Annotated in this window: 18 protein-coding genes; 6 read left to right on the top strand and 12 right to left on the bottom strand. The window is 54.5% G+C overall.

The genetic code is table 11. The features are described from left to right. Nucleotides 1-8 precede the first annotated feature (8 nt). The gene (locus Q0816_RS23560; protein ID WP_298855296.1) at nt 9-683 is read right to left on the bottom strand and encodes a class I SAM-dependent methyltransferase; all 675 of its coding nucleotides are present in this window, start codon (nt 681-683) and stop codon (nt 9-11) included. Between the two features lie 159 nt (nt 684-842). On the opposite strand from Q0816_RS23560, the gene Q0816_RS23555 reads away from it, so the two are divergent. Further along, nucleotides 843-2,024, top strand: coding sequence for a winged helix-turn-helix domain-containing protein (locus Q0816_RS23555; RefSeq protein WP_298855294.1), 1,182 nt, complete (start codon nt 843-845; stop codon nt 2,022-2,024). Nucleotides 2,025-2,076: 52 nt separating this feature from the next. Here the strand turns inward: Q0816_RS23555 and Q0816_RS23550 are convergent, their stop codons facing one another. Next, on the bottom strand, nt 2,077-2,280 hold the full coding sequence (locus tag Q0816_RS23550) for a hypothetical protein (RefSeq protein ID WP_298855292.1): 204 nt from the start codon (nt 2,278-2,280) through the stop codon (nt 2,077-2,079). 293 nt (nt 2,281-2,573) lie between these two features. Between Q0816_RS23550 and Q0816_RS23545 the strand changes: the two genes are divergently transcribed. The 3 genes from Q0816_RS23545 (at nt 2,574) to Q0816_RS23535 (ending at nt 5,801) form a co-directional block, all read left to right on the top strand. Next, nucleotides 2,574-3,734, top strand: coding sequence for an extracellular solute-binding protein (locus Q0816_RS23545; RefSeq protein WP_298855290.1), 1,161 nt, complete (start codon nt 2,574-2,576; stop codon nt 3,732-3,734). 29 nt (nt 3,735-3,763) lie between these two features. Then, nucleotides 3,764-5,365 carry a BCCT family transporter gene (locus tag Q0816_RS23540; protein WP_298855288.1) on the top strand — a complete coding sequence of 534 codons (1,602 nt, stop codon included), beginning with the start codon at nt 3,764-3,766 and terminating at the stop codon, nt 5,363-5,365. A gap of 193 nt (nt 5,366-5,558) precedes the next feature. Continuing rightward, the gene (locus tag Q0816_RS23535) at nt 5,559-5,801 is read left to right on the top strand and encodes an EamA family transporter (protein ID WP_367180585.1); all 243 of its coding nucleotides are present in this window, start codon (nt 5,559-5,561) and stop codon (nt 5,799-5,801) included. Nucleotides 5,802-6,001: 200 nt separating this feature from the next. On the opposite strand, the gene Q0816_RS23530 is transcribed toward Q0816_RS23535, so the two are convergent. Then, complete coding sequence (locus Q0816_RS23530; protein WP_367180581.1) at nt 6,002-6,499, bottom strand: TetR/AcrR family transcriptional regulator; 498 nt, start codon at nt 6,497-6,499, stop codon at nt 6,002-6,004. Nucleotides 6,500-6,573: 74 nt separating this feature from the next. Continuing rightward, the gene (locus Q0816_RS23525) at nt 6,574-7,113 is read right to left on the bottom strand and encodes a dihydrofolate reductase family protein (protein ID WP_298855284.1); all 540 of its coding nucleotides are present in this window, start codon (nt 7,111-7,113) and stop codon (nt 6,574-6,576) included. A 338-nt stretch (nt 7,114-7,451) separates the two neighbouring features. Here Q0816_RS23525 and Q0816_RS23520 point away from each other — a divergent pair, with 338 nt between their 5' ends. Beyond that, a complete protein-coding gene (locus tag Q0816_RS23520) occupies nt 7,452-9,329 on the top strand; it encodes an adenylate/guanylate cyclase domain-containing protein (RefSeq protein WP_298855282.1) in 1,878 nt (625 codons plus the stop codon). 331 nt (nt 9,330-9,660) lie between these two features. On the opposite strand, the gene Q0816_RS23515 is transcribed toward Q0816_RS23520, so the two are convergent. From Q0816_RS23515 to Q0816_RS23500, 4 genes are all read right to left on the bottom strand, one after another. Next, nucleotides 9,661-10,593, bottom strand: a complete 933-nt coding sequence (locus Q0816_RS23515) for a DMT family transporter (RefSeq protein ID WP_298855279.1) — start codon at nt 10,591-10,593, stop codon at nt 9,661-9,663. A gap of 131 nt (nt 10,594-10,724) precedes the next feature. Beyond that, nucleotides 10,725-11,483, bottom strand: coding sequence for an alpha/beta hydrolase (locus Q0816_RS23510; RefSeq protein ID WP_298855277.1), 759 nt, complete (start codon nt 11,481-11,483; stop codon nt 10,725-10,727). A 228-nt stretch (nt 11,484-11,711) separates the two neighbouring features. Next, nucleotides 11,712-12,002, bottom strand: coding sequence for an ArsR/SmtB family transcription factor (locus tag Q0816_RS23505; RefSeq protein ID WP_367180578.1), 291 nt, complete (start codon nt 12,000-12,002; stop codon nt 11,712-11,714). 260 nt (nt 12,003-12,262) lie between these two features. Further along, complete coding sequence (locus tag Q0816_RS23500; RefSeq protein WP_298855275.1) at nt 12,263-12,661, bottom strand: nuclear transport factor 2 family protein; 399 nt, start codon at nt 12,659-12,661, stop codon at nt 12,263-12,265. Nucleotides 12,662-12,848: 187 nt separating this feature from the next. Between Q0816_RS23500 and Q0816_RS23495 the strand changes: the two genes are divergently transcribed. Next, entirely contained in the window at nt 12,849-16,049 is a 3,201-nt protein-coding gene (locus Q0816_RS23495; protein WP_298855272.1) for an adenylate/guanylate cyclase domain-containing protein, read from the top strand. Nucleotides 16,050-16,554: 505 nt separating this feature from the next. Here the strand turns inward: Q0816_RS23495 and Q0816_RS23490 are convergent. From Q0816_RS23490 to Q0816_RS23475, 4 genes are all read right to left on the bottom strand, one after another. Beyond that, nucleotides 16,555-17,109, bottom strand: coding sequence for a neutral zinc metallopeptidase (locus Q0816_RS23490; RefSeq protein ID WP_298855270.1), 555 nt, complete (start codon nt 17,107-17,109; stop codon nt 16,555-16,557). 187 nt (nt 17,110-17,296) lie between these two features. Next, nucleotides 17,297-17,482 carry a hypothetical protein gene (locus Q0816_RS23485; protein ID WP_298855268.1) on the bottom strand — a complete coding sequence of 62 codons (186 nt, stop codon included), beginning with the start codon at nt 17,480-17,482 and terminating at the stop codon, nt 17,297-17,299. A 24-nt stretch (nt 17,483-17,506) separates the two neighbouring features. Further along, the gene (locus Q0816_RS23480; RefSeq protein ID WP_298855266.1) at nt 17,507-18,517 is read right to left on the bottom strand and encodes a HupE/UreJ family protein; all 1,011 of its coding nucleotides are present in this window, start codon (nt 18,515-18,517) and stop codon (nt 17,507-17,509) included. Then, nucleotides 18,514-19,392, bottom strand: a complete 879-nt coding sequence (locus Q0816_RS23475; RefSeq protein WP_298855263.1) for a peptidylprolyl isomerase — start codon at nt 19,390-19,392, stop codon at nt 18,514-18,516. The genes Q0816_RS23480 and Q0816_RS23475 overlap by 4 nt, the downstream gene beginning before the upstream one ends. Between the last annotated feature and the right edge of the window lie 49 nt (nt 19,393-19,441).

Genomic DNA, 19,441 nt, shown 5'->3' with positions numbered 1-19,441 from the left:
TTTGAGGATTAGATTGACAGATGAAGATCGGGGCCGGTCGGGCAGCGGTCAGGGCGCTCGCCTAGCTTCAGCGGCCTCGCGTGCCCGGTTGATTGCCACGCGATTGGGAACGGGACGCCATCCAGCTTGAAGGTGTCTGCATCGACACGAAACTTCGCATAGCGCAATGCGGTGGCCGCGCGGCGGTTCAGTTGACAACCGCCCAGCAGTGAGGCCCAGGGCCGCTGAACAAAATCCTGCACGCGCGAAACCCAAGGCGTTGGCGCGCTGACATGTTCACAAAACAGCACCTCGCCATCTGCGCGCAACACACGCCGGACCTCACTCAGCACTGCTGATACGTCCTGAACCGTGCAAAGCGTGTAGGTCAGCACAACTGTGTCGATGCAGCTATCCGCAAGCGGGACATCCTCGCCAAAGGCCTGAACCAGTTCGACAGGGAAACTTGACTGATCAGCCAGTTTCTGCGCCATGCTGAGGCTGCTTTGGCAGGGGTCCAACCCGATGAGTTTGGTGACGCGCCCCGCATCGTAAAGCGGAATGTTCAGCCCCGTGCCGATGCCCAAATCCAGAACGATGCCCTGCGCCTTGGGCACGATACGTTTGCGTTGCCCTTCAAAGGCGCGCCCACCACAGCCGCAATCGACAATTCGAGGAAGGATATGTTTATTGTACAAAGACATGGTTTTGCTTTCTGCTAGGTGACGATGCAGAAACCATGTCGGGGTTTGACTCTATGCACTTGGCGGAGTTCTGGAGAAGCAATGAATAAACGCTGGATTTTCAAGTCTCATAAGAGCTTTTCGTGGAGCCACCGTACTGATGTCTGAGGTTTGAAGCCCGTGATCTACACGTTCTCCGATTGCGTTCTGGACCTCGACCGCCGCACGCTGGTGCGCGATGAGGTCGCACAGCATATCGAACCTCAGGTCTTTGACCTGCTGGTTCTTCTCGTTCGGGCCAAAGGACGGACCGTCACCAAAGACGAGATCATCACGCAGATCTGGGGTGGGCGAGCGATCTCGGATGATGCGATTACCAGCCGGATCAAGAGCGCGCGAAAGGCAATCGGCGACAATGGTCGCGCACAGCGGTTTATTCGCACGCTACCGAAGATTGGGTATCGCTTTGACGGGCAAGTGGACGCGGTGTCCGGCGATCTTCAACAGCCCGCGTCCAATGCATTGCCAGCCCCTAGTGGTGTACGGACGGCTGACACAACCGCGCCCGAGATTGGATATATAGCGGATCGTAAGGGTCGCTCTATTGGGTATGCCGTTCACGGCGACGGCCCGCTGGTCATAATTCCTCCGTTTTGGGTCACCGCGTCTGATCTCTGGCATGATCACCTGGACATCCAAGAGTTCTTTCTGACCCTGGGCAAAGGGTTGCGCATGTTGCGCTATGACCGGCCGGGCTCGGGCCTCAGCCGTAATGCGTATCCAAACAAGACGCTAGAGGATGAGGTCGCACTGCTTGAGGATATGGTTGCGGCGTTTGGCGCCGATCGTTTTTCACTTCTGGCGATCTCGGCTGCCGGGCCTGTGGCCATCCGATACGCCGTTGTACACCCCACGAAAGTTGATCGCAATTGTTTTTATGGCGCCTATGGCTCAGGCAAGGATCTGGCACCTCCGGAATCGCAGGCCATGCTTTTGGCGCTGATCCGGCAGCATTGGGGCGTCGGATCGCGCGCCCTTGCAGATATCTTCGTACCATCGGCGGATGCTGAAGACAGAAAACGTTTTGCAGCCCAGCAACGCGTTGCTGCGAACCCGGAACAAGCGGCTTCCATGCTCGAACTGAGTTGGCAGATTGATGCCAAACGCGACGCACCCAAAGTCGATGTCCCGACGCTTGTGCTGCATCGTCAGGAGGATCGCGCCGTTCTAGTTGATCACGGGCAATGGTTGGCTCGGGTGATCCCAGGCGCCCGGCTGCAGCTTCTTCCTGGAGATGCACATGCACCATGGTTTGGTCCATTGGATGTTGCGCTACAGGCCAATTCGTTTTTGCTTGAGTAGCAATTCGCTTCCCGAAGCGGCCCAATCTGGCCGTTCGCTTAGTAATTCAATTTCAGCGGTTGCAGCTCGCACTACGGACATTCGTCGATGCGCTTTGGCGCAACTCCGATGCCGTATCTGCTTGAAGTCTGGTGCAGATATAAAGATCGCAGCTGCGCCAGTCACCAGATGGACAGCCATTATTTCTTCGGAGTTGCACCCGCAGAAAAACATCGACCATACTGGTGACATAGTTTGATATTTCTTCCTTTGTCATTGATCCAGCTCCTGTCATCAGGGCCCTACGCGAATTGAAATGTCGCGACAGGCGGAAGACTGACTAAATATCAGATGGGGACCCCAACAGTCTCTAAAGTGCTACCACAACGGCTCCACTTCTGTCGCCCTGACTTCCAGAACCGTCGCATTTGACCATCGTTGCTTTCGATAATTACTGATCATTGAGATATTTTGAATTATTGTTACTGAGTGGATTGGGCGTGAGCCCTGAAGACGACCTAAACGACGTTCTAAAACAAACTTGGAAGCGGTCAGGGAGGAGCTTTATCAATGAATTGTAAGCTAAACGCAGTCAGAGGCTGTCAGGTTTTGATAGCCGTGCTGTTTACGTCTCTCTCTGCGAGCAATGTGATAGCACAAAGTACTTCTGAGAGTGACGCCACGATCCCAGAACCCGGGCCGACCATCACGTTCACATCCTGGACCGGCCCTTATATGCGAAGTCAGATGTTTGGGTTTGTGCGCCCCTATGAACAGGCCAACAACGCCAAAGTGCATGTTGCACATTACAATGGTGGCATTTCGGAAATCCGCGATCAGGTCGAAAGCGCAAATGTGGTTTGGGATGTGGTTGACCTGACGCAGGCCGACTCTCTGCGGGCATGCAATGAAGGTTTATTGGAGAATATCTCTGACATTGTTCTGCCTGACGGAGTAGATGGAACACCATTTCGCGACGATTTCGTTGAGGGAGCTCTGAATGATTGTGGCGTTGGTGTCATTGTATGGGGAACCGCATACGCATTTAACAATTCTCAATTTGCAGACACGCCACCCTCAACAATTACTGATTTTTTTGACACGGAAACCTATCCTGGGCCACGCGCGATCCGAAATGATCCGACAGTGATCATGGAATGGGCCCTTATGGCCGATGGTGTACCCCGAGAAGATGTCTATCCAATGCTGGAAACCGAGGATGGAGTCGAGCGCGCCTTGAATAAGATGGACGAAATAAAAACTGGCCTGCAACTCTGGGAAACCGGTCGTGAACCAGTGCGCTTGTTGAATTCTGGCGACGTGGCGATGTCATCGATCTGGGCGACTACGGGTGCCACTGCCGCTCAGGAAGAAGGGGCCGATTTTACGGTCAACATGGACGGGCGCGTGATCGAACTAGACCTGTTCGGAATTCCAAAGGGAAGCCAGAACAAAGAAGGCGCTCTTGATTTCATTCGCTTTGCCAGCAGCTCAAACTCTCTGGCCGATATGGTTGGGTACTTACCAAACGGCCCGACCCGAAAATCTTCGTTGGCACTCCTGTCAGATGACGTTTTAGAGCGTATTCCGAACGGCCCGGCGTATGAAGACAATCTATTTATCATGTCGGACGCTGAATGGTGGGCAAACAACCACGCACGTCTGGAGGAAGCATTCCAGTCCTGGCTAACAGCATCCACTCGTCAGGGTGCTGCAGGTTCAACACGATAAGCCGAAACAACAGGGCTAAGAGGTGAAATATGAGTGATCAATCGACACAGAAACCTGAAAATCTTGTTGCAAATAGCGGCTTGTTCAAAGGTATGAACCCAACGATGGGTATCGCTTCAATGGTAATGATATTGGGGTTTGTGTTTTTCACAATCCGTGATGTGGAAACTTCAAGTGCGATCTTTGCGTCTGGCAAGGATTTTATCATCGGCAGTCTTGACTGGTTTTACGTACTGGTCGTCAACGTAGCACTGTTCTTTGTGATTTGGCTGATGATCAGTCGGTTCGGTCACGTTAAACTGGGTAAAGATGACGATGAGCCCGATTTTTCGACGTTTTCCTGGATCTGCATGCTGTTTAGTGCGGGCTTGGGATCTGGGCTGATCTATTGGGGCGTGGCTGAGCCGATGTTCCATATTCAAGGCAGCCCTTTTCTTGATCGTGCAGGAATTGAACCCGGGTCGGTCGGCGCGGCAGTCTCCGCCGTTACAATTACGAACTTCCATTGGGGGTTCCACGGTTGGGCTTTGTATGTGTTGGTAGGACTATCTCTCGCATATTTTTCTTATCGTCATGGGTTGCCGCTTACACTGCGCACTGCGCTTTATCCGGTGCTCAAGGAGCGGATATATGGTCCCTGGGGGCACCTCGTCGACTTGATCGGAGTATTTGGCACCATATTTGGCCTAGCCACCTCATTAGGGCTGGGCGTGACGCCGATCGCTGCTGGTCTTGAAGACCTGGGCTGGATGGCAAACACCCAAACAAATCAGTTGATCCTTGTCGCAATCATTACCTGTCTCGGGACGGCTTCCGCTGCCTCCGGCGTTGGCAAAGGCGTGCGCATCCTGTCCGAGGCCAACGTTATGGCAAGTATTGGCCTGCTGATCCTTTTCGTAATCCTGGGGCCGACAGCGTTTTTGCTGGGCATCACGATATCCGGCTTCGGCGACTACTTGTGGACAGTGATCCCGATGGGCTTCTGGATCAATGGTGAGCCGGAGAACCAATGGCAGAGCTGGTGGACGATCTTCTATTGGGGCTGGTGGATCGCATGGTGTCCGTTTGTGGGTCTGTTCATTGCCCGCGTGTCCAAAGGTCGGACAATCAAGCAGTTCTGCTATTGCGTGCTTCTTATTCCGACATCGGTTGTGATGCTGTGGATGGGGGTCTTTGGTGGCGCTGCCGCAGGCGTTGATCTGTTCTATGACGCAGGCGTCGTCGAAGCGGTTAACAACGACTATGCGGCTGGCGTATTCCAAACCGTCAAAGGATTTGGCTACACATGGCTGGTTTATCCGATCACCGTATTGATCACGGTCCTGCTGATTTCATGGTTCGTCACGTCTTCTGACTCAGGGACGTTGGTGATGTGCACAATGCTGTCGATGGGTGACGAACACCCACCGGTCAAGTTCCGTGTTTTCTGGGGGATCACGGCAGGCGTTGTTGCTGGAGTTCTGATGCTAGCTGGCGGCTTAAGTGCGCTCCAGACGGCGTCAATCGTCGCAGGGCTGCCAATTGCCGTGATCTTACTGTTCATGATCTACGGCATCGTCAAGTCGCTTCATACCGAGCATCCTTTGCCCGATGTTGCGGACAAGTATGAGCTGGAGTTCCTCAACAGATAACCCTGCATTGATGTACAATTTATCGAAAGGCGGCCACATCCGCCTTTCGCAATTGCCAGCATTACTTGCAAATAAGCGAAACATAACTGAAAGTGTCAGGTGACTTCCCCCCAGCCGCATTGCGGCGCTTCTTGTCATAGGTGGCAATGCGAGTGAGCAGACAAACCAACGTCTGTTTTGAGTTGTACGCTATCTGATTGGTATCGTGACACAATTGGCGGCAGTCATCCATGCCAAGCCTGCAGATGTGGCTTTGGTGTTCAATACAGAGCCCATGGTTTCCATCGCCTTTGCCTGGGTGATGCTGGGCGAAACGCTGTCGATGGTCCAAATGACAGGAGTTGCCCTTGTGATCGGCGCCATCTACACCGGTGCACGGTTAGGCGCGTCGCACCCGCTTAAGCCGCTCGCTTCAAAGGGAAACAAAGACTCCTAACGGTCCTCGGAAGCGGCACAACCATCTGCGCAACTTCGAGCAGCGCTCCCGGCCCTTTCCTGCCGTTGGCCAACGGGTCAAGATGCTGCAGTCGCAACCCGCTTTTCGGACATTCACTGCTGTCGCGAAGATAGAGCCTAGTGTTGACTTTTCTGTCGCCAAGGCATTTCCTTTGTGTCCCCCTTGCACCCATATTTTTTTCAATACAGGGCCTCGCGTTCACCAGCGGCTCGACAGAGAATCCAGTCGATACCGCGCAGATAATCTTCTATTGTCAGGGGATTGTTCGCTCCGCTGGAGGCAGAGAGTACAAACCCGTGTGCATAGTCAATCAGTAGGTGAACAAGAACATCGCCACCATCGCTGTTTTCAAGCTGATCCGTGTTGGCCTTCAGCTCCGTCGCCACGTCTGTCAGGTTCGCGCTCATCAACGCCACATCCTCAAGGATCGCGCGCAATAGGTTGGCGTTCTTCAAGGCGTAACCGTAGTACTTCGCCATGATGCTTCGAGCCCGTTCGACCGGGGTATCCCCTTTTATACCTTCCAAGACTCCTGCAAATGCGAGTCCTACCAAATCGGACAAAAGCTGTTTCTTGGTGCCAGCGTGATAGGTCACTGCCATCGGAGTCACGCCAAGCTGATCGGCAAGAATACGAAACGATAGCGCGTCAACGCCTTTGCCTTGGACAATCGGCAAGGCAGTCTTCAGGATCAGCTGTTTCGAAAGGTGCTGATCGGCCCTCTGCGGCCGTCCTGGCGAAGAAGCTTTCCTCACGTGGCTTTCAGCCTGTAATCCAGATCAACCAGCCCCGAGGGAAAGCCGTTAACCGACACCAGTTCCAGATCGACGTCGCCCTCGGTCTCGCCAAATATCCGAATGCCCTCGCCGATAAGAATGGGAACCAGAGTGATCCGCATGTCCTCAACCAACCCGGCTTTCATGAACGATCGAATAATCGCACCGCCATCCACATAGACGCGATTGAAACCGCGGGCGTCAAAGCTCTTCATCAAACCTTCGGGCACCATATCTGAGACTTCCACTTTGTCGCGCAGATCGTCAGGAATTTCGCCTGCGGTCATTGTTCTACTGAGAACGACCACCGGTTTGGCATAGGGCCAAGCTCCGAAGCCTCGCACCGTCCGATACGAACCAGACCCCATGACGATCACATCGACACTGTCCTGAAAGGCGGCGAACCCGTGATCTTCATCCGCGGTCGGTTGCTTTTCCAACCAATCCAACCTGTGATCAGGCCGCGCTACAAAACCGTCCAGGCTCATCGCCATCATTATATGTCCAGTGGGCATCTTCCGGGTCTCCTGCAAAATATTTATACGGCATATAATAAAAGCAAAGACGACGCTCAAGAAATAGTTGTCATTTCTGACTCTGAATCCGGACCCAGAAGGCCTGCACTGCTTCGCTCAAAGCGGCCCTGAACTGCCTTTGAGCCAAAGGTTCGATCTCCTCGGCTGATCCAGAAACATGCCATTCGGGCTACTGGAAGGATGCGCCGCTTTCAGAAGTTTCATCGCTCTCCACGGCATACGGATGACGCTCGACAGGGATTTTGCGGCCCGATGTACATTTTACGGCGATTGCTCCACACTTCCACCTGGATGCTCCGGGGAAGTGAACCTCACGAATGACCGACGCAAAGCCCAAACGCCACCTTGCCGCCATTCTCGCTGCTGACGTAGAGGGATACTCCAAGTTGATGGGCGAGGACGAGGAAGGTACGCTCGCTGCGATGACCGCCCATCACAAAGACCTCATCGGCCCCTGCATCGCCGAGCATCGAGGTCGCCTGGTGAAGACCACAGGTGATGGACTGTTGGTCGAGTTCGCGAGCGTTGTGGACGCGGTGCGGTGTGCAGTCGCGATACAGGAAGGCATGCGACCTCGAAACGCCGAAATGCCCGAGGACAAGCAGATTCTGTTTCGAATTGGCATTAATCTCGGCGACGTGATCGCGCAAGATGACGACGTCTTCGGCGACGGTGTGAACGTCGCGGCACGACTTGAGGCTTTGGCCGATCCCGGCGGAGTCTGCATTTCACGAGCGGCTCGCGATCAGGTGCGCGACAAGTTTGACTATCCTCTGCAGGACCTGGGCGAGGTCGAGGTCAAAAATATCTCTCGGCCTGTTTGGGTGTTCAAGGTGCTCTTAGACGGCAGCCCACCGGCAGCAAACAGTCGTCCGAGTCGGAAGTCGCTTTGGCGCGTGTCAGCCGCCATTGTGATTATCGGCCTACTTTTTGGTGGTGGCCTATTGTGGTGGTATCAAGCCAGATCGACCGATCCAAGCGACGCTATTTTGGCGTTGTCCGACAAACCATCAATCGCTGTCCTTCCCTTTGACAATCTGTCTGCTGACGCGGAGCAGGAGTATTTCTCCGACGGTGTTACTGAGGACATCATTACCGATCTGTCGAAAATTTCCGGGCTTTTGGTGATTGCGCAGAATTCGACATTCACCTACAAAGGGCAAGCGGCTAAGGTCAGTCAGATCGCCGAGGACCTGGGTGTGCGCTATGTGCTGCAGGGCAGCGTCAGGCGGACCGACGAGAAGATACGGATCACTACACAGCTCATAGACGCGGCCACCGAAGGGCACCTTTGGGCCGAGCGCTATGATCGCGACATCACAGACGTGTTTTCAGTTCAGTCCGAGGTCGCGCGGCAGGTGGCAAGAGCCCTGTCAGTAACGCTCAAAGCCAACGAGAACGAGAGGCTGTACCAGAAGTACACAACAAACATCGACGCCTACGATGTTTTCTTGCAGGCGCGCCGCACTGTCGATGTGCCAAGCAGGGATAATATCCTGCGCGGCGAGAAGCTCTTTGAGCAGGTGATAGAGCTGGACCCGAATTTTGCGGGCGGTTACGCCGGGCTCGCCTTCAACCTCTCGGTGCAGGTGCGTTTCCAATACACAGACACGCCATCAACCCACCTGTCACGGGCACTAGAACTTGCCAGAAAGGCAATCGAACTCGACACGGATTTTGCGTGGGGGCACATTGCTCTGGGAGGCGTGTATGTTGCCAGCGGCGACGCAGAAGCAGCCGTCGACGCTGTTTATCAGGCACTTATCCTCGAACCTAACGGCTACGAGGCTAACCTCTTCATGGGTTTCTATCTCCAGTTTGCGGGGGATGCCGCAAGTGCCGTGGACTATCTGTTGATCGCCAAACGTCTTAGTCCCGTGGAGACATACCGGGATGTCTCGTTTCTGGCTCTGGCGCAATTCATGAACCGAAACTACGAAGAGGTCGTGCGCCTTTGGACGAAAACATCTATTAAACCGAGGGGGCAGGCAAAAATTTTCTTGGCGGCGACCTATTCGCTGCTTGACATGCCAGAAGAAGCCGCTGCGCTCGTGGAGCAATATTTGGAAACTAATCCGGATTTCAATCTAACGGAATGGCGGTATCTTGATACCTGGAAATCCGAGGAAAATCGGACGAGGCTGTATGAAGCCGCGAAAGCCGCAGGGGTCCCGGAATTTCCCCGCGAAAACTAACCTGCCAACAGCAACGTACGGTAATTCGTTCTCAACGGGTAGATCCGGAGACTGACCATGCAGAAAGGTCAATGGGCCGAAGCTCGCGGCCCAAACTGGTCACTCGACCGAGGGTCGAAATGCCGCGTTCGCAGCCCGCATTCCAGACCTTCGCTGCGGGAGCATATCCGTGTCTTAGGTTATGACGGGAATGCGGGGCTTTGCAGCCATTCGGTTGCCCTCGCTGAATGCTCGCTACTCAAAAATAGACCCGACGCTTGGCCGGGTCAGTTGGTGACGACGGGGATCGTCACTCCGTAATGTGGTGGTCAAAGGTGTTCCCAAAGGCGCCTTACTCAGCTTGTTCGGGGTTGCGCTTAAGGAAGCGGGAAAAAAGTCGACCGTCAGTTACGGCGAAGCCCAGAGCAATGATAGCAAACCCAACCCACGCGTTCGGCTCCATCTTTTCACCCAGGATTGTAACGCCAAGGCCGATAGCGAACGGTGGGATCAGCAGTGTAACCAAAAGCAGGTTGGCGGCACCGGCGCGCGCAAGGATTGCGAAATAGAGAACATAGGCCAGCGCTGTTGATAGTGCGGCCATCCCCAAGAGCGCCGACCATACGCCAGTTGACAGAGCAAAGTTTGGGGGGCCATCCATCACAAAAACGATTGGGATCATAAGAACTGTGCTGCCGATCAGCATGCCAAGTGCATTCACAAGCGGTGGTTGGCCTGAAAGAGCAGTCCTGCCCCATACACCGGCAAAGGCATAGGAGAGCGTTGCCCCAAGGATAGCCAGCTGTGCCAGATTGCTCGGATTGAACTCGGTCAATGCACTCGGCCCCATAATGAAGGCCACCCCCAAAATACCCAGCGCAGCACCTGCTATCTTTTTCGGAGTTAACGGCTCGTCCTTAAGAAGCAAGCCAGCCACGACCGCAGCAAACATTGCTGTTGTTGCATTAAGGATAGAAGCCAGCCCGCTGTCGATTTGCGTTTGCCCCCAGAAGATCAATGAGAATGGGATTGCATTGTTGAGCGCTCCCATAACGAGATAAGCGCCCCATACCCGAGGGGCACGTGGAACACTCAATCCTTTGAATAGGACGATGAGTGCCAGTATTGGGACGGCCCAGATCACCCTATGCAGCGTTATTGTCAGCGGGGGCACTTCAGTCAGTGCAACCTCGCCAAAAAAGAACGAACCGCCCCAGACCGCAGCGAGCAGAAGCAGCATGACGCTGGCCGGAAAATCCACTGCTGGCATGGGTTGGTTTGTCATGTCTTCTGGTTCCGTCACTAACTATTAGCTAACGGATTAGCTTACGTGACCGCGACACCGCGACCCGTTTCTTGCGGGAAACCAATACAAAGCCAACTTGCATCTATCCAATTGTGAACGGCTGCATTCGCCTATCGGTGGAGTGCCTCAGCAATCATTTCTGCAAGCCTTTCGGGCTGATCAACGCTCGCCCAGTGTGTGGCATTATCGAGAACGATCCGATCCATCTTGTTTTCTTCTAACCAACGGACGGTGCCATCCGGACAGTTGTCGGGGTTGTAGAGATAAATCGCATTTGCCGCGTTCTGCAAAAGCTCGCCGGGCACGCAGCCTGCTGAAAAATGCCGTGCGTCGGTGCCGAGTTGCCACAGCGCCAGAGTATCGGCCTTTGATACTTCATTACGATACCGTCGGATGATTGGTGCCGTTTTTGCCATTTCATCTAGCCGCTCAAGAAACGCCGCACGAAACGCAACCGGATCACTGTAGTCCGCGGCAGTTCCAGAAAAATAGGCATCTTCGGCGGTGATATTACCCTCTAGAGAAATAATGGTTGTCAAAGGACAGTCGGCCCTTTTGGCGGCCAGGGAGGCTATGATTGAAGCAACCGAATGAGCGACAATGATCTTAGCTCCGTGCTTGACCGCTTTGTCGACGACGGTTTGTGCAAGTGCTTCAAGAGTTGTCGCCTTCGCCAGTGGCGGAGCGCCAAATCCCGGAAGATTGATGGGTAGCACACGATAGCTGTTGGCGAGGTGGGTGTCAGCCAAACCGTCATACATGCTCGCATTGTCACCAAAGCCTGCAACACAGAGAATGGCGGGTCGTTCATCGCATACTTGACTGGGGTGTTTGGGCATTTCGGCTTCCAGAGCATCGTATGCGGACATTAACACGGCTCCACAGTATTCGACAATTTTGGGCTCGTTCGTTGAATCTGCCGCGCTCTGGATGAACGGCGGCTTAGCCTGAGCCCCTTAGAGTGTCATTTCGCCCCGAACTGCAAAGGACTCCAAATAACGCGCAGCGGCCTTTGGACCCGCATCATTGGCACATGGCCGCGGCGCTTTGAATTGCAGTTTCGTGTTTCCTTCGCGTGTCCCCATTTCTAGTCATCGTCACCGCAAAAAAAGCTGGTAAAGCACCGAGATCAAACTCGATACTTTTTCATCTTCTATCCTGTAGTAGATCGATTTGCCTTCGCGTCGCGCTGCGATCAGACCCTCCAGGCGCAGCCTGGCCAATTGCTGCGACGCCGCAGATTGCCGAATAGAAACCAACTTCTGCAATTCAGAGACTGATTTCTCTCGCGACAAGAGAAGGCACAGATTTGTAAGGCGGTGCTCATGCGCAATCGCCTTCAGAAAGTTGGTGGCCTCCAGGGCTTTTTCGTCGAGCTCTTCTTGCAATTTCCGGGCCGCCTCACTTTTGATCCCTGAACCTGTGTATCACGTATACCGCGATGAACTTGAGACGTTCGTACTCGGTTTCGACTTCGGCAATCACATCCTGGAATGTCCCGGCTGCCAGCATTTCGGTCGCCAGCGTCTAAGCCACGGCCTGAGCCTGTTCATCTATATCGGCGGCTAATGCTTTTGCTACAGAAGACGGTGGCCAGACTTGGGAGCGGCGCAATTTCTTCGCACGAGTCAATATTCGAGGAGTATCATTACACTTGGCCAGCGACCTGTCGTTCGTAATCCACGGCATCGAACCAGCCTAGTGAATTGGTGATACGACAGTTTTCGTCCAGTTCCCATTCTTCCCAGCCGCTGGCCTTGACGAGGTTACCCGTATCCGAATGATGCCCTTCAAGCGTCCAACCAAAGATGGCGTGATCTCCGGCAAAACGAACAAAGTCCCTTGTAAGTTTCAAATCGGGAAAAGAAGACATGAAACCACCCGCCATGGCAATTATCGCGTCGCGCCCAAATTGGTTTTCCCCTCGGTTGATCGTGATACCCTTGTCAGGAGCATAGTGATCGGCGACCACCTCGGGATTTCCCGAGTTCCATGCCGTAGTATAAGCCTCGGTCATTCTTTCGAACTCGTTTTTATTCAGTCGCATGCCAGCCTTCCCGTCTCCAAACCCCAAGCCAACTTAGTTGGCGCCCCACTCTTATGTCCACAAGCCAAATATGGCGTTATTCTGTAGCGATTTGAGCAAATTCGCAGTCTGAGGAATACTCGTTGCCCAAACTGACTTAATCGGGAACACTACGATTCTCAAACCCTCTTAGAAGACCAATTACCCTATGTCCGATCTCATTGAATGGCTGACACGAAGGAAGCTCCTTAATCTGGAAGCGGTTCTGGTCGAGAATGAGATCGATCTTGATGTCCTTTATGACCTAACGGATGAGGACATGCGTGAGATCGGCCTTTCATTGGGTTCGCGCAAGCGGTTGCGAGCGGCTATTGAAGCAGTTGAACCTAATCAATCCCAGTCTATCGCGACAAGTACAACGGATATCAAGCGCGAAGCCGAGCGTCGCCATTTGACGACGCTGTTCGTAGATCTTGCCGGATCAACAGCAATGTCAGCGCGGTTGGATCCCGAAGACATGAGCGAAGTGATCAAGCGCTATCAAAATACCGTTGCCGGTATCATCACCCGCTATGAGGGGAATGTCGCTAAATATATGGGTGACGGTGTACTGTGCTATTTTGGTTGGCCGGTGGCGCATGAAGACGACGCCAAACGCGCTGCGCGCTCTGCGCTGGAAATTATCGGGGCGATCGCCGAATTGCGTTCGCCTGATGAACAGGCACTATCAGTTCGGGCCGGAGTAGCGACCGGCATGGTCGTCGTCGGCGACCTCATAGGGGAAGGAGCATCAAGGGAAGAAACCGTTGTTGGCGACACGCCAAACCTTGCAGCGCGTCTTCAGACATTGGCTGAGCCGGGGCAGGTTCTGGTTCCAGAATCGACGAAGCAATTGATCCAAGACTCGTTCGAGCTAGAAGAGTTAGGCCGTTTCGACATTAAGGGATTGGACTCGCCAGTACCGGCGTGGAGGATCGGAACCGAGCGCAGCTTGGAAAGCCGGTTCGAGACCGAAGATATCAGTCCTGTTCTGCCGATGATCGGGCGCAACCATGAACTGGGACTGATCATGGAGCGCTGGCATCGCGCAATTTCCGGGGAAGGCCAAGTCGCTGTTCTGATCGGTGAGGCAGGCATCGGCAAGTCCAGACTGACGCGTGCCGTCATTGATGCGGTCTCGACGCAGGATCACTTCCGGATGAACTATCACTGCTCGCCCTACCACACGGATTCGAGTTTCTTTCCTGTTATCCGGCAGCTTTCACATGCCATGGGCCATCTGGAAACTGACACTGCCAGCAAAAAAATTGCAAAGCTTCGCAAGCAACTCCGGGCCGCTGACCCAAAGATTATTGCTGAACTCCTGCAGATTGAAACTGGTCCATCTGCCGAAAATCCCGATCTGACACCACAACAACTCAGAGTTCGGATCATGGAAGAAACCTCGGCAGAATTGCAGGCGCTTTCACGGGAAAAGCCAGTTCTCCTTGTCGTAGAGGACGCACATTGGTGCGATGCCTCGACGCTCGCGATGCTCGAGGCGTGTCTGGATCGAATTGCTACCGAGCGGGTAATGATCTTGATTACCGGTAGACCGACTTTCCAGCACGCGTTCGGAGGTCATCCAATCGTATCCAAGCTTACCCTAAACCGATTGGGGTCCGAGCAGATCGAGGCTGTTCTCGCAAAGATATCAGGTGGGAAAACCCTTCCCGACGAACTGACTAAAGAAATCATCCATCGAACCGACGGCGTTCCCCTGTTTGTCGAGGAACTGACAAAAACCATTTTGGAATCCGGCGACCTGATTGAAGCCGAAAACAGCTTCCAACTTGCCGGTCCTATTGATCGGGTGACTATCCCAGCGACCCTGCATGATTCCCTAATGGCCCGGATCGACCGGCTTCAACCCGTGAAGGAAATCGCCCAGATGGCCGCCTGCATCGGGCGAAGTTTCGACCGTGCGTCGTTGACAAAAATCGCCCGGGTCGATGATTTGGCGCTTGACGATGCGCTGGGGCAGCTTGAACGCAGCGAGCTCGTGTTTCGACGGGGGATACCTCCGGACGCGACATATGTCTTCAAGCATGCTCTGGTTCGGGATGTAGCCTATGAAAGCTTGCTGAAACGTCGACGTTTGGAAATCCACCACAGGCTCACGGATCTGTTTGAGGCCGACCCGAACGCACCCTCGGAGTTGATCGCACATCATGCGACTGAGGCTGGGTTGGCGGAAAAGGCTATTACGCTATGGGGCGACGCTGCCAGAAAAGCTCAGGCCCGGCCGGCTTATGTCGAAGCAGGAAATCATCTGCACAATGCCTTGACGCTGGTTGCAGGCTTGCTGGACAAACCGGAATGGCGCGAAAGGGAACTAGCGCTTCTGGTGCAGCTTGCTCAGGTACATATCGCCAAGGATGGCTACGCCTCAGCCGAAGCCAGCAACGCATTCTCACAGGCGTTGGAAAGGATAGAGGCAACCACGGACCCAGAACTCAAGGTTGCAATCTACTATGGGACGTGGATCGCGCCTTATATCGGCAACGATCTGCATAAAGCGTTCGGTCTGGTTTCGAGACTTGTAGAAGACATGGCGAACGAGCGCGCTCCGATCCCGAAGCTGATCTCGCGCCGGATGCGGGCTGCGACCCTGATCGCCAAGGGCCGCTCTGCTGAAGCACTTCAAGATCTCGAAGTCGCTTATGAACTCTATCGGTCGGCCGAGATCATAGATTTTTCGACGAAATTCGCCCAGGATCCAGGAGTGCAGATCTGGTGCTATATGCTCCTTGCGCAGTGGATGTGCGGCGACGAAGACACGGCGCAACAGACCTGCGTCAAGGCCCTTGCTCGAGCCCGCGAGCTCAAACACGCCAACACAATCTGTTACGCTGGTCTGCACGCTGTCACCTTATCGATCTGGATTGGCGACTTGGAAAGTGCAACCGAGATCAATGAGGAAATGCGACAGGTCTCAAACGAGCACGACATGGCGTTGTGGAAGAATTTTGTTGCCATTCATGACGCTGTCCTGGCTTGCATGACGGATGCGCCTGGCGCCGTCCATCAATTGGACAAGGCCTTGGAAGAGTATCGTGCAAAAGGATGCTGGCTTTGGGTAACGCTCTATTTGGCTGAACACGCGAAAGCCCTACTCAGGGCCGGTGATCCCAGCGCGGCCCTACAAACAGTGGTTCGCGCTTTGCGAGAACAGGATACCACAGGAGAACACTGGGCAGAGGCTGAGTTGCTGCGTATCAAAGGAGAAATCAGAGCAGCACAAGGAGATACCGATTCAGCGAGTGCCGCCTTTGACCAGGCTATCTCGGTTGCCCAGACTCAAAAGGCCCAAATATTGATCGAGCGCGCGTTTCGTTCAAAACAGATTCTCCTCGACGCAAACGGCTGAGCATTCGGGTTTCTCGCTCGCATCTTGGAGCATAACCCTTCTATGCAAACGTTTAAGGTCGTCATTTCCATTAGATGCAACTTCGATCATACTGAACCCTCTGCCACCAATAGATCAGCTGCAACATTTGCTACGATTGGTGAACAACGCGTTACAGGGTCGGCCCAGAGCCGACCTTGAACCTGGTCAAAGGATGCTGCAGCCGCAGCCCGCATTGCCGCCATTCGCCGCAAACGCGAAACTCAAAGCAGTTGAGGGTCAGGAGTTCGGTACGAAGCCGCCTTTGTCTCTTGCCACTATTGTTGAGGCAGAAAACCCTCGCTCTCGCGGTGCGAGATTTTGGAAGCGCAGCGTGCTACCCGTCTTCGGGTGGCAATTGCAGCGTCAAGTTTTGGGATGGTAGTTAGCTTGGAACCGTTCATGGCCAAACTGAACTTCCGAAAGTGGTACAGCCCATCGATCACGACTGGTTGCGATGCGAAGGACCAATGCTACCATGGGAGCTTCAGTCTTCGCAGGGTACGCGCGTGAATACGAACGCTCCGAGATCGGCGGGTATTGGCTCGGGTCTCTTGGTGCGCAAAACGCAAATTTTCGCGGCCTGTCCATCGATATGTCTGTATCCGACTATGCTCTCATAGAAAAAATCGCCATTGATCACCAGACACTGCATGGGCGCGACTCCGACGCACGGCACTCTATCGGCGGCAATCTCAAACACCAGTTTTTCCTCGTCATTGCCTGCAAACAGGACCAGTACCGGTGGTGTGTATTGAATGCCCGAGTCCCTGAATACCTCGCCCCATATAACTTCGGTGTCTGCAAGGACGACGGCCACAAACTCCTCTGTTTCATCGTTAATCTGAACAGGCGCATTTGCTTGCGGAGGAGCAACCTGACCCCCGCCACTCAGAAACGGCGTGATATCTACACCAAAAAACAGGCCGATCACCAGGACCACAATCAATCCGGCGCCGCCCATACCGGCACGAGACACCCCACGTGACGTGTGGCGTCGGTCGTCGATGTTTTTGCTTGTGCGTCGTCCTTTCCAGCGCATGTGGCCGCCAACCCATTCGGGAGTTTAAAACTAACTTCTAACGGCTCCCCGATCTACGAGGTTTGAACGGGGAACCGATCCGGAGTTCCAAAGTCTGAAGCAGTGACCGCCGATCCTAATGGACGATATCGGGTGTCACTTCGCCACCACTCACGTTTTGATCAAAGCTTTGGAGGGTCCGAATTTCTTAGCCGTCGATACCTGCGGTATCGCGTGCTGTTTCAGCGGGAGTGCACCGGTTGCTGACACCGATCGTTGCCTGCTGGACCTGACGTTTCGCGGCCTTTTCCGGTGTGCAGTCCGGGTCCACCACGTCGCAGCCGGTCAGCGCGACCATGGCGAGCAGCATCATGCCTCCAAGTGCTTTCATCATTGTCCATTCTCCTTCCTTTTTTGTTCAAAATCCGGCCAGCCGCTCGGCCAACCAGAACGCGGCGACACATCCGATGGGATATCCGAGGAATTGGCGCGACGGCACTTGTGCTACCGACCACCCCCAGACAATTTGCAGTGTTTTTTTCAGTGTCAGGAACACGCCCAATACCGCAAAGATGAAGGCCAGTTGCCCTGCCTCAACGCCGAGGTTGAAGGCCAGTAAAGCCGCTGGGATGTCCTGTTCAGGCAGACCAATCTCGGCCAGCGCTCCAGCAAATCCCAGACCGTGCAGCAGGCCGAACCCAAAGGAAATCACCCAGGGGAAACGGCTGGCCAGCGTCTTTGGTTTGTCCTCCGACCGTAGCACTTCGGTCGCGAGAAAGACGATCGACAGCGCGATTATAGCCTCAACGGGCGGGCCCGGTACGTTCAACACGCCAAAGGTGGCCAAGCCCAGCGTGATCGAATGCGCAACGGTAAATGCGGTCACGGCCCAGATCAGTTGGCGCAGGTTGCGGATCAGCACCAGCAGGGCAAATACAAACAGAAGGTGATCCCAGCCTTCAAGGATATGTTCAAACCCCAACACGCCGTATTGCCACAGCGTCTGCACCAGCCCCTGTTGCGCAGGCAACGTGACGGCAGGCGCATCAGGCGTCAGGCGGAAGGTGGCCATGTTCACTGTGTCCAGATATCCCACCCGTAGCAAGACGTCCGTTCGTTGTGTGTCCAGCCTGTCAATCTGGATCGTATGACCGCGCAGGTCTTCGGCGCAGGTCACACGCCAGACCTGCGTCCAGGCGCGGCCGTCAAAAACCGGAGCATCGAATGCGGGCGATGAGCAGCTCTGGGGCAGCGCGACGTCGATATCCATCGGTGCCCCCCGAACATCGGGCTTGCGCCAGAAGACGTACCAATCGCTTTCGGTCTCCTGCGAGATTTCCAGATAGCCGGGCTCCAATGCATGGGCTTGCACAAAGGCGGGCACCAGCAGCCCCGCCATCATCGCAATCAAGAGCAGAAGACGCTTCATGACTCACCCGCAGACAGGCCAGCTTCTCCGAGGTCTTGGATCACATAGGTGGATCGCAGATTTTCTAAAAAAGTCTCTGTCGCCCGTTCAGCGTGCTTTTCGCGCCAAGCAGCCAAAACGCGATCTCGGATCGCGCCAAACGGCGGCAAGACGGCGTCCCACCTGTTGTCGAGCCGAACCATGTGAAGCCCGAAGGAAGACTGAACAGGACCGCTCCATTCACCCAGTGGCAGGGGGTGCAACTGGTCGAAGAAACCCGTTCCGAAGTTTCCATCAACCGAAGCTCGGATGCTCAGATCAAATCCTGTCGGAAGCAGTGACGCCTGACCCAACTGGCGGTGATCTTCCCCTGCAGCCAAACGAGCCTGCGTCTGGTCGATAAACCTGTCGCTGGGGTATTGCCCGAGATAAACAAGGCTGACTGCAAGCTGCGCGGGGGTCGTGAATGTCTCGGCATTGTCGGACAGGTAAGTTTGCAGCACCTCATCTTCAGGTCGGGCCGCGCCTGCCTCCGAGGTCAGAAGAAAGTTCATCTTCTGTACCAGGCGGTTGCGAATGATCTCATCATTACCATCCAACCCCAGCGCTAACGCTTCGCGCACCAGCACTTCGCGGTTCAGCCAATCCTCTTTCAGCTTTCCCAACTCGTCAGCTGTCGGAGGGCGCCGCCACGTGTCTTCGAACTGACCAGCCAGAACATCGACCTGCCTTTGATCGATGATGATAACCCGCGCGTCAGGATCAATGGACCACTCGTCTGGTTGGACAAGTTTGAACCAGCTAAAGATCGCTATGCTGAGAAGCGCAAAAAGGACAAAGGGTTCCGTGACAATCCGGCGGAACAGGCTCTTTTTGCGTGTCGAAGATTCCATCATTTGTGGAGGATCTGTCGTTCGCCAGCTCACATTCATCAGCTCTTCGCCC

The sequence above is a fragment of the uncultured Ruegeria sp. genome, from assembly GCF_947497005.1.
Lineage (GTDB): Bacteria > Pseudomonadota > Alphaproteobacteria > Rhodobacterales > Rhodobacteraceae > Ruegeria.
The sequence above is the reverse complement of the archived record's forward strand: the minus strand, read 5'-3'. Positions and strand labels throughout refer to the sequence as shown.